This window comes from Streptomyces sp. NPDC001508 (genome assembly GCF_040298665.1).
In the GTDB taxonomy this organism is placed as follows: domain Bacteria; phylum Actinomycetota; class Actinomycetes; order Streptomycetales; family Streptomycetaceae; genus Streptomyces.
The window spans coordinates 318,736-333,612 of the sequence record NZ_JBEPAP010000002.1 but is presented as its reverse complement, the minus strand read 5'-3'; the positions used below and the strand labels follow the sequence as shown (position 1 = coordinate 333,612).

Annotated in this window: 10 protein-coding genes and 2 pseudogenes; 2 read left to right on the top strand and 10 right to left on the bottom strand. The window is 72.0% G+C overall.

Features of this window, described 5'->3' with window-relative positions; genetic code table 11:
- Positions 1-303 precede the first annotated feature (303 nt).
- Together ABT245_RS03665 and ABT245_RS03660 are read left to right on the top strand one after the other, a co-directional pair.
- On the top strand, positions 304-603 hold the full coding sequence (locus tag ABT245_RS03665) for a transposase (protein WP_058082548.1): 300 nt from the start codon (positions 304-306) through the stop codon (positions 601-603).
- Positions 600-1,487: an IS3 family transposase gene (locus ABT245_RS03660; protein ID WP_351728149.1), complete on the top strand. Its 888-nt coding sequence runs from the start codon at positions 600-602 to the stop codon at positions 1,485-1,487. Before ABT245_RS03665 ends, ABT245_RS03660 begins: the two co-directional genes overlap by 4 nt.
- Before the next feature lie 873 nt (positions 1,488-2,360).
- Here ABT245_RS03660 and ABT245_RS03655 read toward each other — a convergent pair.
- The 10 genes and pseudogenes from ABT245_RS03655 to ABT245_RS03610 form a co-directional block, all read right to left on the bottom strand.
- Positions 2,361-3,248, bottom strand: coding sequence for a GDSL-type esterase/lipase family protein (locus tag ABT245_RS03655; RefSeq protein ID WP_351728147.1), 888 nt, complete (start codon positions 3,246-3,248; stop codon positions 2,361-2,363).
- 291 nt (positions 3,249-3,539) lie between these two features.
- On the bottom strand, positions 3,540-4,130 hold the full coding sequence (locus tag ABT245_RS03650; protein WP_351728146.1) for a hypothetical protein: 591 nt from the start codon (positions 4,128-4,130) through the stop codon (positions 3,540-3,542).
- Positions 4,131-4,168: 38 nt separating this feature from the next.
- Positions 4,169-5,098: pseudogene (locus tag ABT245_RS03645) on the bottom strand (transposase); the annotation flags it as partial.
- Between the two features lie 216 nt (positions 5,099-5,314).
- Positions 5,315-5,794 (bottom strand): hypothetical protein, encoded by a 480-nt coding sequence (locus ABT245_RS03640; protein ID WP_351728144.1) that lies wholly within the window; start codon positions 5,792-5,794, stop codon positions 5,315-5,317.
- 264 nt (positions 5,795-6,058) lie between these two features.
- Entirely contained in the window at positions 6,059-8,071 is a 2,013-nt protein-coding gene (locus tag ABT245_RS03635; protein ID WP_351728143.1) for an SWIM zinc finger family protein, read from the bottom strand.
- Between the two features lie 533 nt (positions 8,072-8,604).
- Positions 8,605-11,607: an SCO1167/SCO6262 family helicase gene (locus tag ABT245_RS03630; RefSeq protein ID WP_351728142.1), complete on the bottom strand. Its 3,003-nt coding sequence runs from the start codon at positions 11,605-11,607 to the stop codon at positions 8,605-8,607.
- Positions 11,608-11,706: 99 nt separating this feature from the next.
- Positions 11,707-12,288 (bottom strand): sugar kinase, encoded by a 582-nt coding sequence (locus tag ABT245_RS03625; RefSeq protein WP_351728140.1) that lies wholly within the window; start codon positions 12,286-12,288, stop codon positions 11,707-11,709.
- Positions 12,285-13,430, bottom strand: coding sequence for an ROK family glucokinase (locus ABT245_RS03620; RefSeq protein ID WP_351728230.1), 1,146 nt, complete (start codon positions 13,428-13,430; stop codon positions 12,285-12,287). Before ABT245_RS03620 ends, ABT245_RS03625 begins: the two co-directional genes overlap by 4 nt.
- A 66-nt stretch (positions 13,431-13,496) precedes the next feature.
- A pseudogene (locus ABT245_RS03615) lies at positions 13,497-13,654 on the bottom strand (ATP-binding cassette domain-containing protein); the annotation flags it as partial.
- Positions 13,655-14,029: 375 nt separating this feature from the next.
- Complete coding sequence (locus tag ABT245_RS03610; RefSeq protein WP_351728228.1) at positions 14,030-14,779, bottom strand: GntR family transcriptional regulator; 750 nt, start codon at positions 14,777-14,779, stop codon at positions 14,030-14,032.
- Between the last annotated feature and the right edge of the window lie 98 nt (positions 14,780-14,877).

Here is a 14,877-nt window from a genome sequence, read left to right as displayed (position 1 = left end):
CCTTCCCTCGGCAGTGCCCGCCTGCTGGGGTCCGGCCCATTCACGGGCCGGCCTCCGTTCTGCCGTGGAAGCGCGTGGATCGCTCCACAAACCTGTCCTGTCACGGCGTGAGACCTGCCTGGCAGGGAACCCGCATCTAGACAATGAGCCTACGTTGCCGCTGGCAGACGAAGCAGACGTCTCCAAGCGCATCCCCACCTGCGGCCCGGTCTCAGCAGTTCCCAAGGCGGCGCCGTGAAGCTTCCCCTTGATCGCGGACACCTGGAGACTGGGATCTTGAGGTTCCAGAGGAAGTAGCACCAGGTGGGAAGCAAGTACACGAAGCGGTACACCGAGGAGTTCAAGCGGGACGCCATCGCGCTCGTTGATTCCTCGGGCAGGACGGTCACTGCTGTCGCCCGGGAACTCGACATCAGCTCCGAGTCCCTGCGGGGCTGGTATCGCCGGGCGAAGGCGGACCGGGGCGAGGGCGGGCCGGGTGAACTGACCAGCGCCGAGCGCGAGGAGCTCAAACGGCTGCGGAAGGAGGTCCGTGAACCGCAGCAGACGATCGAGATCCTGAAAAAAGCGACGGCCTTCTTCGTCAAGGAGAACGACCGGTGAGAGAGCTCTACCGGTTGATCCATGCGGAGAAGGCGACTTACCCGATCGTGCTGCTGTGCCGGGTGCTGAAGGTCGCCCGCCCCTCCTCCTACGACTGGTGCGAGGGCGAGGCCGCCCGCCGTGCCCGGCAGGCCGCCGACGACTCGCTCGCGCACGAGATCACCGTGGTGCACATCGCTTCCCGGTACACCTACGGTGTCCCGCGCATCCACGCCGAGCTGCGCCGCCTGGGCCGGCGGGTGAACCGCAAGCGCGTCGCCCGCGTGATGCGTGAGCGCGACATCCACGGCATCACCCGGCGCGGGCGACGTTCGCTGACCCGGCCGGATGCGAAGGCGAAGCCGGCCCCGGACCTGATCGGCCGCGACTTCCATGCCGAGCGCCCCGGGACCAAGCTGGTCGGCGACATCACCTACCTGCCCACCGCTGAGGGCTGGCTCTACCTCGCCTGCTGGCTGGACCTGGCCACCCGCGAGGTCGTCGGCTACGCCATGGCCGACCACCACCGCGCCGAGCTCGTCGTCGACGCTCTCCACATGGCCCACGGCCGGGGCGGACTCGAGCCCGGCTGCGTGGTTCACAGCGATCGCGGCAGTGCATACACGTCGACCCAGTTTCGGCAACACATAGGGAAGCTGGGACTGCGGCAGAGCTGCGGACGCACCGGATCATGCTTCGACAACGCTGCCGCGGAGAGCTTCTGGGCCCTGCTCAAGGAGGAGATCGGCACCCGCACCTGGCTCGACCGGGCCACCGCCCGCGCCGAGGTCTTCAACTTCATCGAGACCTTCTACAACCGCCGCCGCCTACGCAAACACAAGACCTTCGGCTACCTCACCCCAGCCGAGGCCAGGCAACGGCACCAGCACGCCCTCGCGGCATAACGATCACGTGTCCGACATCGACGGGGAAACCTCACGACGACGTGGCCCTGCTCGCCCTGCGGATGCCCTCCTGAACCATGACGTGGGCAACTACAGGCGTGGACATCATCTTGCGGAGCGGTCGCGAGCGTTACCTCGCCCTGGTCGATGACGAAGAGACGGGTTCGCGTGAGACCCGCACGCCTGCCCTTCTTGGTGGAAGGGATCTGGTGTGACGTGGACGCGACCGCTTCCAGTACGTCGGCCGCACGACCACGCACCGAGTTCACCGACGCTCGGTTGGTCGCGTGGGCGCGGTTCGCGATCCGCCCGGCCTCGGAGAGACATGCCGTGCCGTAGACACTCCTCAAAGGCCGATGAGTTTGCAGAAGCGAAGAGTGCCTCCCGCTTGGGCGCGGAGAGTCCCTGGGTGACAGGCTGTGCCTCGGCCGTCAGAGCGGCGGCGGCGCCCCCTCCTTGCTTCGGGTGCTCAGGAGGGGAGAAGCCGGGCACAACGGTGCCCTCGACGGACGTTGCACGCACCTGTTTGAGAAGCCTCGTCGGACCGCACCGGCGAGGCTTCTCGTCGAACACCGCTATCACACACCTGTCACCGACTGCGTCGACTCCCCCGGACCAAAACGCTCTGACCTGGAATTGTGCGGTCATCTTGGACTGACCTGGACGCCGACAGACCGTCTCTACAACCTGTGCCAGGTGGTGCCGAGGGAGGGCCCCAGGATCAGGACAGGTGCGTCAGGCAAGACGTCCGAGCATCGTACGGACGGACCCTTCGAAGGCCGTTGACGTGGGCGTTACGTGCATGAGTGTGAGGCATGCCGCCGAGGCGTCCGCTGTCCTGCGCCGGCCTTCCGCACGGCGGTTGTTGTTCTGTCACTCCCCCGACAACTCAACGGAACGGTCGGTAACAGGAGTCCATCCGGTAGTCGCCTGTATGACGGCGGTCAGCCGACGGGCCGCCTTCGCATGCCCCCGCACATTGGGGTGACAGCCATCGTTGAAGTCGTCTTGCGAGGGCGAGAGCCAGCCTGCGGTGTCGACGTAGACGGTTCGCGCATCCCTGGTCTGCGCGACGGCCCAGGCGATGTCTTCGGCGTGGTACCCGCCGAAGGGGGACATGGCGAACAGCCAGGCGTGAGGATGCGCTGCACGGGTGCGGTCCAAGTATGTGCGGTAGGCCGGGCGGAATGCCGCGCCCTCATAGGCATGGTCGTTGGTGCCCTGGTTGACGATCACTGCGTGGGGTTGGAACTGTGGATCGACAGACGACCCGTGGAAGTTCCAGCCGAGCGACTGGCCGGCTGTCCCCACACCTCCGTTGCCGGGCCGAAGGATTCCTTGGCCGCCGAAGCCAACCTGGTGTGTGGTGGCCTGAAACGCTCGGCCTGTGAGGTGGGCGAAGCTCCTCGTGCCGTCGGCGCAGTCGACGGTGGCCTCCGCGCCCAAAGCCATGACTCCTTGGGTGATGGAGTCTCCGTAGAAGATCAGGCGTAGCGCGTCTGGCAGCGTTGTCGGTAGGAGGCTTGCACCAGGGGCGAGTTGCAGGCCGGTGAAGTGCAGGCCGGATCGCATCGGCACGATCCAGCGGTTCTCGTGCTCGTCGATGTCCTTGACCACGATGTCAGCGGTGTGCTGACTGTCCGTCAGTGGTGTCGGGGTGAAGTCGACAAGGTCGCGGTCCACTCGGTGCAGCCGGGGTTCGCCGCCGTCGATGGAGACGTAGATCTGCGGAGGGCTCACGGTTGTCGACGTGTCGAACATGCCTCGGAGGATGGGTCCGGTGAACCGGAACCGCAGCTGTGAGCCGGAGTTGGGGGTGATGGCCATGGTGCCGAGGTGGCCCCATCGGCCGATGTAGGTGAGGTAGGGGTCGCGGGCAGAGACGCTCTGGCCGTTGTGGCGTTCGGCGGTCCGACTGTGTGCGGGTCGTGCCGTGGAGTTCCCGTTTGTGTGGTGGCTCATGGGGTCCGTTTCTGTCCGGGCCGTCGAGGCGGAACGCTCATGTCGTTCTCAGGCCGCCGGAGCAAGGTCGGTTCGGTATGGGGCGAACTCTCACCCGTAGGCCCTCAGTGACACCACATGTGCCCTGGGAGCGCCATGCGTTGCTTCGATGACGATGCGGAGTGCCTGGGCGTGGACCGGCTCGGGCAGTGCGAACGCCCGGTGTCGGCGTCGGTTGTTTGTCACCTGGGTCAGGGTGTGCCATGTGTCCGCTGTTCTGGCTTCGATGTGGAAGGCGCGGACCAGCTCGGGCGGCACGTCGTAGTCGGTGCGGTGGTGGTGGAGGTTGATCAGGTCGTCGTGGACGTCGTCGTCGAAGACGAGGTCGACGCTGCGGATCGTCACCGGCGCGGGCCAGGTCAGTTCCAGGCTCTGCTCAGCCTGTTCGGGTTCCGAGACCCACATGTGTGGTCCGGCGTACGGGCGGTGATAGCCGCCGACGGCTTCGGCAGGGGCGTAGGCCGAGGTGTCAGGTGTCGTGCGGAAGCACCAGCTGCGGCGGTCCTCGTCCGTGGGCCACTCACGGACCGGCTGATCGTACTCCCGGTCATCCGGCTGGGGTTTCCTGTGCATCCGGAGCACGCCCGGTAGACGTTCGGTGGCGGTGTACAGGGCGAGGCCGGGGTTTCGGCGGACGATCAAGAATGCGTTCTGTGGTTGCTCGGGGTGCCACGGCAGACCATGCCGGTCGGCTCGGCGACCTCGGCCGTGCCGCGCAGGGAGCCGTCCTGTTCCAGGGCCGGGTGCCAGACCTGCCGGGGCAGGGCTCGGATCGCTTGGCGGACCGGTTCGGTGACGGGGTGTCCGACGGAGAAGCGCGTCTGGATGCCTTGTTGGCGCAGGTTGCGCAGGTGGGTCAGGAACGCTTTGGCGCCGCCTGCGCTGTCGGTGCGGATGAGGATGTCGGTGCCGTGGCGGTGGGCATTCGGGATCTGGGCGAGTGCGGCGTCCAGGACGGTGATGTGGTCGCTCGCCGTGTTCGCGCCAGCGTTGCCCGGCCGCAGCAGGCCGGCCAGGGCCTCGCCGGTGTTGTCCAGGAAGCACAGCAGCGGATGGAAGCCGAAGCCGTGTTTGTAGGTGGCGGCTGCCTGTTCCTTCTCGGAGTGGCAGGTGACGAGGGTGGCGTCGAGGTCCAGGACCAGGCCGGGCAGGTCACGCCCGCCCGCACGGGAGACAGGTATCCCGCGCCGGGTTTCGGCGGCCTGCAGCCAGGCGGTCTCCCGGGCAGCGGCGCGGGCCGTGCGCAGTGCCGCGAGTGCGGTGGTGTCGATGTCGGCCAGCAGACGCCAAGCGGTGGGAGTGGAGGCCACCGGACCGGACACCTCGCGCTGATCGCGCAGGAGAGCCAGGTCGGCGATTGCCTCGCCACCGTCGGCGAGCATCACCGCCAGGTCGACCGCCACCCGGCCCGGATCGTGGCCGGTGCCGCGCGGCCGCAGCAGGCGCAGCGCGTCGGTAAAGGAGCCGGTCAGGCCCGTGGCGTCAGCGAGATCGGCCAGTAGGCGGGATCCGGCGTGGCTGACCACTCCGCGGCCGTCGGACGAGACGACGAGCTTGGGACGCGACCCGGTAGTGTGCACGCAGAAAGTGCCTTCCTGCTGTGGTGACAGAAGCCCTAGACAAGCCTCATCATCCCAGCTCAGAAGGCACTTTCGTCTTTCCGCTCAAGATCCGGACACGGACGCAACTGAAACGCGCAGGCTAGACCCAATGCCGACGGCATTGTCCCTAGGCCGATCCCGGACTCCTCTGCCGCACGGTGGTCATGCCCGCAGGGGATCCCGGCCCGATTCCGGCGGGCCGGGGATTCCCGTCGGGCGGCCGGCTCAGAACTTGCCGTCGCGGTCCTTGACCACCCGGAAGCTGCCCACCACCGCCTCCTCGTCGAAGAAGCCGTCATTGGACCGCGGATTCACGCCGTCGCTGGAGCTGTGCGGCCCGACCGTGGCGATGGGGGCGCCGTTGTCGCAGACCGCCCCACGGAAGACCTCGACGGTGCGGCGGGTGTCATTGCGGATGTTCAGGCTCTTGGCGCCCAGGCCGCTGACCACGGTGATGCAACCACCCGGGTGGGCGGAGTACGACCGCTCATTGATGTGGATCAGGCCCTCCTCCTCGAAGCCCTTTCCCCTGCCCTCGTTGCCCTCATTGCCCTCGTTGCCCTTTCCGGAACCGCCGAAGGGCGCCTGGGCGGGGGCCACCTGGGCCGGAACGGAGGCGGCCGAGGCATAGGTGATACCGGTCGCGGCCAGGGCCGCGGCGGCCGCGATGCCGGCGGTGACGGCAGTGGAGCGGGTCATCAGCATGCAACGTCTCCTGTCTGAGAGAGGGCCGGCTGCGCAGCCGACGCATGACTGAACGTACAAACAGCTCCCATGGCTGTCATATCGGGCATATCACCAGGCCCTTCGCCGGAGAGCCGAACGAGGGACCCGCAGCACCTGCACGCCTCCTCGCCCCCAGCGGACGGGATGTCAAGTCCCCTGGTCGCAAAGGGATTGATGGGGAGTTAGCCCTTTGAGGTGATTATCTGATGAATCCTCACCCCGTCGACATCGGGTGTGCCAGGGTCAGTCGGTGTTGGGGATGGTCAAGGCGGTCAGGGCGCCGATGGGGTCTGGGTTCGGGGTGCCTCGGGGCCACCAGTCGTCGTGGCCCGGTTCCGCTTCGTAGGCGTACCACAGGCCGTCCCGGCCCAGGCGGAGTTGGACCTGGCCCCGCGGATGGGTGAGGTGGTTGCGCCAGGGGCGGAACGCGGGGAGGCCGGCGGCGAGCAGCAGCGGGCGGGCCCGGTCGAAGCGGCCCGCCGGCGGGTCCCAGGGCTCCTCCAGCGTGGCGAGCCCGTCCCGTCCGCCCTGCCGCCAGGCGGCGACCGCGCGCGCCAGTTCGGCGGGGGTGCGGCCCGCGGCGGCTGCCAGTGCGGAGTAGAGCGCGCGGGCAGCGGCGGTCAGGCCGGAGCCGGGGCGGGCCGCGGCCAGCCGCACCGCGTCCTGCCACAGCGTCAGCTCACCGACCGTATCCCGTCCGGTGCACAGCAGCGCATGCGCGCGGGCGGCGGCGTCCGTCGCCAGCTGGTCCAGGACGAAGGGGTCGGGGCCGCCCGGCGCCGCCGGGTAGACCGGGGGCTGTTCGGGATGCGCGGGCGGCGGCAACGGGGCTGGGAGCGGGGGGAGTTCGCGCGCGGCCAGGGCCTCGGCGGCCCGCACGCCGGGCAGCGGGCGCGGCTGCCGGTCCTGCGCGGCGCGGGCCGCGGCGGCGGCGCTGCGGCGGGACAGCGCGTCGAGCAGTTGGCGTTGGCCACGGCCGCGCAGCAGGAGCAGGACGAAGGGGTCGGCGTCCAGCAGCCGCGCCGTCTGATAGCAGAGGGCGGCGGCGTGCTTGCAGGGGTGGCCCGAGTCGGGGCAGCTGCATCGCGGGTCGAGGTCGCCGGCGCCGGGCAGCAGCGCGGCTCCGGCCTCGGCGAGGGACACGGGCAGTTGCCGGTCGAGCAGCGCGGCGATACGGCCGGGTTGTTCGGCGGCGGCGTCGAGGAACCGCTCCCAGTCCGCCTCGTCGAATGTGCGCAGCCGCACCTGCACCCGGTAGGGCCGCGGTCGGCTGCCCCGCACGTAGGCCAGCACGAGTCCCGGTGTCACGGTGATCGCGTCCACGTGCCCCTGTTCGGCGTACCCTCGGCCGCGCGCCAGCCGCTTGGCATCCAGCGCGCCCCGCTCCAGAGCGTCGATCCAGGCATGGCCCCACCAGGTGGCGGCGAAGGCCGCGTCCGGGCCGTCCGCCGGCGTCCGGCCGGGAAACGCCGGGAACGTACGGCGCAGTTCACCGTCGCGGTGGGGGGTGGCCATGGTCCGGGGAAGGCGGGGAGGACCGGTCCCGGTTCCCTGCTCGGTCCCGGTGCCGGTGTGCTCGACGGCGGGGGTGCCGGACGGTGCCGGAGCGGGGTGCGTGGCGGGCGGTGATGCGGACGGCCGGAGCTGTTCGCCGGTCCTTCGTGGTTCCCGGCGGGCCGCTCGAAGGGCGTGGCGGGCCGCGTCCGCAGGTCGGCTCGCGGACGGGGCGGAAGGGCCGGCCGGACGATCGGTGTCCGGGGTGGCTTCGCCGGCGGGAGGCGGGGCCGTGTCCGGCATGTCGTCCGTGGCGGGGCGCGCCGCGTCGGGGTCGTCCCGTCGCACCACGGCGCCGAAGGCGGCGTCGCCCTGGTCCGCCCGCCGGTCGCCGCGACTGGCGGGCGTCGCCGGCGGTGGCGCCGTGGCCCGGCGGCTGACCGCGGCCGGGGTACGCGCGGCCTCCTGCTCCGACGTGCGGGGCCTGCCGGCCGCCGGGCCTCCGGGGGCGACCGCGCCGGCCCGGGAGGCGGGGTCCGCGGACGCGGCCGGCCTGATCGCGGCCCGGGCGGCGTCGCCGGGCCTCGGCCGCCGCGCGGGAGGGTCGCCCCCGCCGTCGGTGCCGCGGGGCGCCTCGCCGGCGGGGAAAGCGGCTCCGCGCGGCATGTCCTTGGTCGCCTTCGCAGCGGGCCCGCGCGGACGCTGCTCCGCCGCACGCGTGCCGCCCCCGTGCACCGGCCCCTCCGCCGTCTCGGCGGGCACCGTCCGAGAGGGCGTCTCGGCGGGGGCCGTCCGAGAGGGCGTCTCGGCGATCTCGGAAGGCACCGCTCGCGACGGGGTCCGGGCCGTGCCCGAAGCCGCCCCCCGTGCCACCCCTTGTGCCGTCTCTCCTGCCGTCTCTCGCGAGAGCGTCCGCGCCCTTGCCAAAGCCGTGCCGCGCGATTCCTCCCCCGCCGCGCCCGAAGCCGCCCCCCGTACCGCGCCTCCTGCCGTCTCTCGCGAAAGCGTCCGCGCCCCTTCCGAAGCCGTGCCGCGCGATTCCTCCCCCGCCGTGCCCGAAGCCGCCCCCCGTGCCACCCCTCGTGCCGTCTCTCGTGCCATCTCTCGCGAAAGCGTCCGCGCCCCTTCCGAAGCCGTGCCGCGCGATTCTTCCCCCTCCGTGCTCGAAGCCGTCCCCTGCGGTTCTTCCCCCGCCGTACCCGGAGACGTGCGCTGTGGTGCGCTGTCGCCGGGCCGCTCCCGGGCGGCTCGCAGGGCGCGGCGGGCGATGTCGGCGGGGCGTTCCCGGTCGGCCGTCATGACGTCCTCCGCAGTGACACCAGGTCGGACAGCTCACGGTCCGTCAGCTCGGTGAGGGCCGACTCGCCGGAGCCGAGAATGGCGTCCGCCAGGGCGCGCTTGGACTCCAGCATCCGGGCGATGCGGTCCTCGATCGTGCCCTCGGTCACCAGCCGGTGGACCTGCACCGGCTGGGTCTGCCCGATGCGGTAGGCACGGTCGGTGGCCTGTTCCTCGACGGCCGGGTTCCACCAGCGGTCGAAATGGACGACATGGCCCGCGCGCGTGAGGTTCAGACCAGTGCCGGCGGCCTTGAGGGAGAGCACGAGGACCGGGGTCGCCCCGCTCTGGAAGCGGTCCACCATGCGTTCGCGCTCCGGTACCGGCGTACCGCCGTGCAGAAGGTCCACGGGGACCGCGCGGGTCCCCAGGTGAGCGGTGATCAGCCGGGCCATCCCGACGTACTGGGTGAAGACGAGGGCGGAGCCGTCCTCGGCCAGCAGGGTGTCCAACAGCTCGTCGAGCAGGGCCAGTTTGCCGGACCGCGCGGCCAGGCGGTCGCCGGGCGGCGGCTCCTTCAGGTACAGCGCGGGATGGTCGCAGATCTGTTTGAGCGCGCCGAGCAGCTTGAGGACCAGGCCGCGGCGGGCGATGCCCTCCGCCGTCTCGATGGCGAGCATCGACTCACGCACCACCGCCTCGTACAGCGCGGCCTGTTCGCGGGTGAGCGGCACCGGGTGGTCCGTCTCCGTCTTGGGCGGCAGTTCGGGCACGATGCCGGGGTCGGACTTCTTGCGGCGCAGCAGGAAGGGCCGGACCAGACGGGCCAGCCGGTCCACCGCCTCCTGGTCCTCGCCGTTCTCCACCGCGCGCGCGTGCCGGGCGCGGAAGGACTTCAGCGGGCCGAGGAGTCCGGGCGTGGTCCAGTCGAGCAGTGCCCACAGTTCGGACAGGTTGTTCTCGACCGGGGTGCCGGTGAGGGCGACGCGCGCGGGTGTCGGGACGGTGCGCAGGGCCTTGGCCGTGGCCGAGTACGGGTTCTTGACGTGCTGTGCCTCGTCCGCGACGACCATGCCCCACGGCTGTTCGGCAAGGCGGGGCGCGGTCGAGCGCAGGGTGCCGTACGTGGTGAGGACGAAGCCGCCGGCCAGGCCGTCGAGGGTGCGGTCCGGGCCGTGGAAGCGGCGGACCGGGACGCCGGGCGCGAACCGGGCGATCTCCCGCTGCCAGTTGCCGAGCAGGGAGGCGGGACAGACCACGAGGGTGGGTTCGTCGCGGGCCCGCTTCAGGTGCAGCGCGATGACGGTGATCGTCTTGCCCAGGCCCATGTCGTCGGCGAGGCAGCCGCCGAGGCCCAGGGAGGTCATCAGGTCGAGCCAGGCCAGCCCGCGCAGTTGGTAGTCGCGCAGGGTGGCGTGCAGTCCGGCGGGCGGCCGGGCGGGGCTGATCCCGGCCGTGAGGCGGTCGCGGAGTGCCGCCAGAGCGCCGACCGGCACCGCCTCGACGCTCTCCCCGTCGACCTCCGCGGTGCCGGTGAGCGCCACGGACAGCGCGTCGACCGGGTCGAGCAGACCGAGTTCGCGCTTGCGGGCCTTGCGGACCAGGGCGGGGTCGACGAGCACCCAGCTGTCGCGGAGCCGGACGACGGGGCGGTGCGCCTCGGCGAGCGCATCCATCTCGGCCTCGCTGAGCGGATCGCCGCCCAGGGCCAACTGCCAGCGGAACTGGAGCAGTTCCTCGCTCTCGAAGAAGCCGGTGCCGTCGGTGGCCGAGCCGGGCGCGGAGCGCACCACCGCGGTGGCCGTCAGATCCTGCGCCAGGTCCCGGGGCCAGTGCACGGCGACCCCGGCCGCCGCGAGCCGGGTGGCCGCCACCCCGAGCAGGTCGCCCAGTTCCCCCTCGGACAGGGCGAGCACATCGGGCACGTCCTGTTCGGCGAGCCGGTCAAGGGGCGGCCACACGCGGGCCGCGCGGCGGACGGCGAGGGCCGCGTCCACGCGCGCGCGTGGCCCGAACGCCGTGTCGGCCTCCCCCGCCCACAGGGCGGCGGCGTCGGCCACCAGGGTGGGGTCGGCGAGGCTGTGCACCTGGACGATCGCGGCGCCCGCGCCGCGGGTGCCGTCGCCGCCGGGGCCGGTGTCGAAGAGGTCGTACGCCGACAGGTCGAGGCGGAGCGAGATCCGCACGCCCGCGTCCATGCCCGCGGCGACCTCCGCCGCCCAGTCGTGGGCGTCGGGCAGCAGGTGGGGTTCCCGGGCGGCGAAGGGCCCGCCGGAGGCGTGGGGGGCGGCCGGGGTGCGGGGCAGGGTGTCGGCGACCGCGTCCAGGAAGGAGCGCACCAGCGCCTCCGGCTCGGGCAGCCGGAGCGGGCCGGGGCCGGGCAGCGGCACGGCGTGGCCCTCGGCGGGGAGGGCGGCGGCGACGGCGCGCAGATGGGCGATGTCGTCGGGCTCCAGGGGGCCGGCCCGCCAGGCGTCTTGCCCGGCGGGGGTCAGGCCGGGCAGCAGCCGGCCGCGGGCGGCGAGCCGCAGCGCGTGCAGGGCCGCCGCGCCCCAGCAGGCCGTCGCCGGGTGGGCGGCCGGATGGTGGCGGGCCCGCACGAGCAGCGGGAGGGCCGCGGCGAGCGGCAGGGTCAGCGCGGGCACCGTCCTGCGGCGCACGCTCGCGCCGTGCGGGCGTACGACGGTCAACTCGTCATGCCGCACGGGGCTCGGCCCGTCATGGCGCACGACGGTCGGCTCCTCATGGCGCACGACGGTCGGCTCCTCATGGCGCAGGAGGCTCGACTCCTCGTGGCGGGGGCCCGTCGGCCGTCGGTGGCCGGCGGCCGGGTGCGGCTGGGCCGCCGCGGGTGCGTCGGGCGCGGTGGGCAGGGGGCCGCCGTCGGGGTCCCAGAAGGCGATCCGGCCCTCGCGCGGGAGCGGCGCGGGCAGATAGACGGCGGCGAGCCGCACCGGGACGGGGCCCTCGCTCCGCCCGGGTTCCCCGGTTCGCTCGGCCACCGCGGCCGTGTCGCTCATACGTCCTGCCACCTCCCGCCCGTGCGTCGGACCAGACGTCTTCGACTGTACGGGCGGGGTCTGACAGTCGGCCCCGGCGGCCGGCCGGCGCCGGGGCCGTCAGGGCACCGTGCGGGAGACGACGTAGACCATCGGGTAGGTCGGGTCGGACATGTTCACGACCACGTCCTGGCTGGGCGCCGGGTTCTTCTGCTTGCAGGTGAAGCCCGACCACGGGCCGGAGCCCGTGAAGTCCCAGCCGGTGATCTTCTGGTCCCGGCCGCTGATGGGGAGGTCGTCGGGCTTCAGGTCGTCCCGCCGCATGCCGAGCGCCTGCAGATAGCTGTCGAGTCCCGCCACGGTGGTGCGGAACTGGACGTAGAGCCTGCTGGTCTTCCAGTTGTTGGTCTCGTAGTAGGCGATCTGGTCCGCCGGATGCGGGACGTTCACCTGGTAGAGGCGGCGCTGCACCTTCGACGGCCAGCCCGCGCTGAGACCGGTCGCCGAGTACTTCGCCTCCTTGGCCTTGCCGCTGTCGCGGCTCTGGGCGGCGGAGATCACCAGATAGCCGGCCGGTACGCCGATGAGCAGCCCGATGATCAGCAGGGTGAGCGCCCGGCGGCGGGCCTTGTGGCCGGGACTCTCGGCGGGCCGTTCCCGCGTGTCGGGCGCCTCGGTCTGACGCGGCAGCGAAGCGGTCATGCGGTGTCCCGGGGGCGGCGGGCCTCCGCGTACCGTTCGTAGCGTTCGTAGCGCTCCACCCGGCGGCGCTTGGCCCGGCGGAAGCGGCGGGCGACCAGCCGGGCGAGGTCGGCGGCGCCGACCATGCCGGCCTCGGGGCCGAGCTGGGCGCGGGTGATGCGGGCCTCGGGGCGGTAGCCGCGGCCGGTGAGATGGCGTTTGAACGCGTCACGGGCGGGGCCGATCAGCAGGTCGTCGGCGGCCGAGACACCACCGCCGATCACAAAGCAGGACGGGTCGAGCGCCGCCGCCAGGTTGGCGATGCCGACGCCCAGCCACTGGCCGATGTCCTGGAGCAGTTCGACGCACATCGCGTCGCCATCGCGGGCCAGTTCGGTGATCATCGGGCCGGTGATGTCGCCGATGTTGCCCTTGACGTGCTCGATGATCCCGTACGCCACCGGGGAGTCGGCGGCGGCGAGTTCCCTGGCCTCGCGGACCAGCGCGTTACCCGAGCTGTACTGCTCCCAGCAGCCGCGGTTGCCGCACGGGCAGCGGTGGCCGCCGGGCACCACCTGCATATGGCCGAACTCGCCCGCGACACCGTATTTGCCCCGCTTGACCTGGCCGTCCTCCAGGATGGCGCCGCCGATGCCGGTACCCAGCGTGATCATGACGAGGTGGTCCTCACCGCGGCCGGCGCCGAAGCGCCACTCGGCCCAGGCCGCGGAGTTGGCGTCGTTGTCGACCAGGACGGGCACCGCGAGCCGGCCGGCCAGCCGGTCGCGCAGCGGCTCGTTGCGCCAGGACAGATGGGGGGCGAACAGCACGCGGTTGCGGTCCGCGTCGACCCAGCCGGCCGCGCCGATCCCCACCGCGTGCACGTCATGCCGGTCGGACAGGTCGAGGACCAGTTCGACGATCGTGTCCTCTACGACCTTGGGGCTCTTGGACTTGTCCGGGGTCTCGGTGCGCAGCCGCTCCAGGATGTTGCCGTCGGCGTCGACGACGCCCGCCATGACCTTCGTGCCGCCGATGTCGATGCCCACGGTGGGCACTCGGGGCGCGGTCAGGTGGGACCGGCGTTCCCGCGTGCCGACCGTGCGCAGGACGGGGGCTCTGCGGGAGCCGATGGGGGCCGTGAGGTCGCGGTAGGTGCTCATCAGGGCCGATTCTGCCTCACCGCGGGGCGGGTGCGGTACGGGGACCTCATGGGGCCCGGCGGCTCCACCGCGCCGCAGTTCGTGGCGCAGGGCCTCCAGATCGGCTCGCCCGCCATCTGACCGGTCAACTCGTCCAGGGTGATCTCCTCCCGTGTGTGGTGGCCCACCATGGTGCCGCGCCACAGCCTCACGAACCGGTCCCCCACCGGATACGCGTGATGCGGTTCCGCGGCGGGGAGGGCCGGCCGGTCAGACTGTCCGGACGATGCGATGCAGCCGGCAGTCCGGTCGCCCGGCCGTCCGGCAGGGAGCGCGGAAGGGTCGCCGCGGCAGGGGCGGGCGGCCGGGCCTGCCGTCCGGGCCCGTACGAACTGCCCGCCGTGGCCGCACGCGCAGCCCGCCCGGCCCGTACGAACTGCACACCAGAGCCGTACGAGCTGCCGCCCAGGACATGCGGACCACACACCAGAGCCGTACGAACTGCCGCCCAAAACATGCGGACCGCACACAGGGGCCGTACGAACTGCCGCCCAGGCCATGGGGATCGCACACAGGGGCGTACGGGCTGCCGTTCGGGCGTGGCAGCGGTACGTCGCCCGTCAGGGGCGTACGAGCAGTTGGAACTCGAAGGAGTAGCGGGACGGGCGGTAGATGTGGTCGCCGAACTCGACCGCGCGTCCGGTGTCGTCGAAGGTGGTGCGCTGCATGGTGAGCAGCGGGGCGCCCTCGGCCTCACCGAGCCGCTCCGCCTCGGCCGCCATGGCGCCCCGGGCCCCGATGGACTGCCGGGCGCTGTGCAGGGTGATCCCGGCGGCGCGCATCAGCCGGTACAGGCCGGTGGCCTCCAACTGCGCGGTGTCCAGGTCGAGCAGGCCGGGCGGCAGATGGTTGACCAGGTACGCCATCGGCTCGCCGTGGGCCAGCCGCAGCCGCTCGATGCGCTGCACCTCGCTGCCCTCGGCCACCCCGAGCGCCGCCGCCACCTCGGCGGACGCCGCGACGACGGTGTTGACGACGACGGAGGTCGCGGGACGCTGGCCGGCCGCCTCCAGATCGTCGTAGAGGCTGCTCAGCTCCAGCGGGCGTTTGACCTGGCTGTGCACGACCTGGGTGCCGACCCCGCGGCGGCGCACGAGCAGCCCCTTGTCGACGAGGGACTGGATGGCCTGGCGGACGGTGGGACGGGACAGGCCGAGCCGTCCGGCCAGCTCGATCTCGTTGCCGAGCAGGCTGCCGGGCGTGAGCGCTCCGTGCTCGATCGCCGCCTCCAGCTGTTGGGACAGCTGGAAGTACAACGGGACCGGCGAACTGCGGTCCACGCTGAGATCGAGCGCTGCGGTCGGGTCCACTTCTGGTTTCGGCACGGCCCGAGCGTAGCTCCGTGGCCGGTTGACGGGAAGTCGTGAGGTTCGATTGTCCGGACATACGGATTGACAGCGTCCCTGGT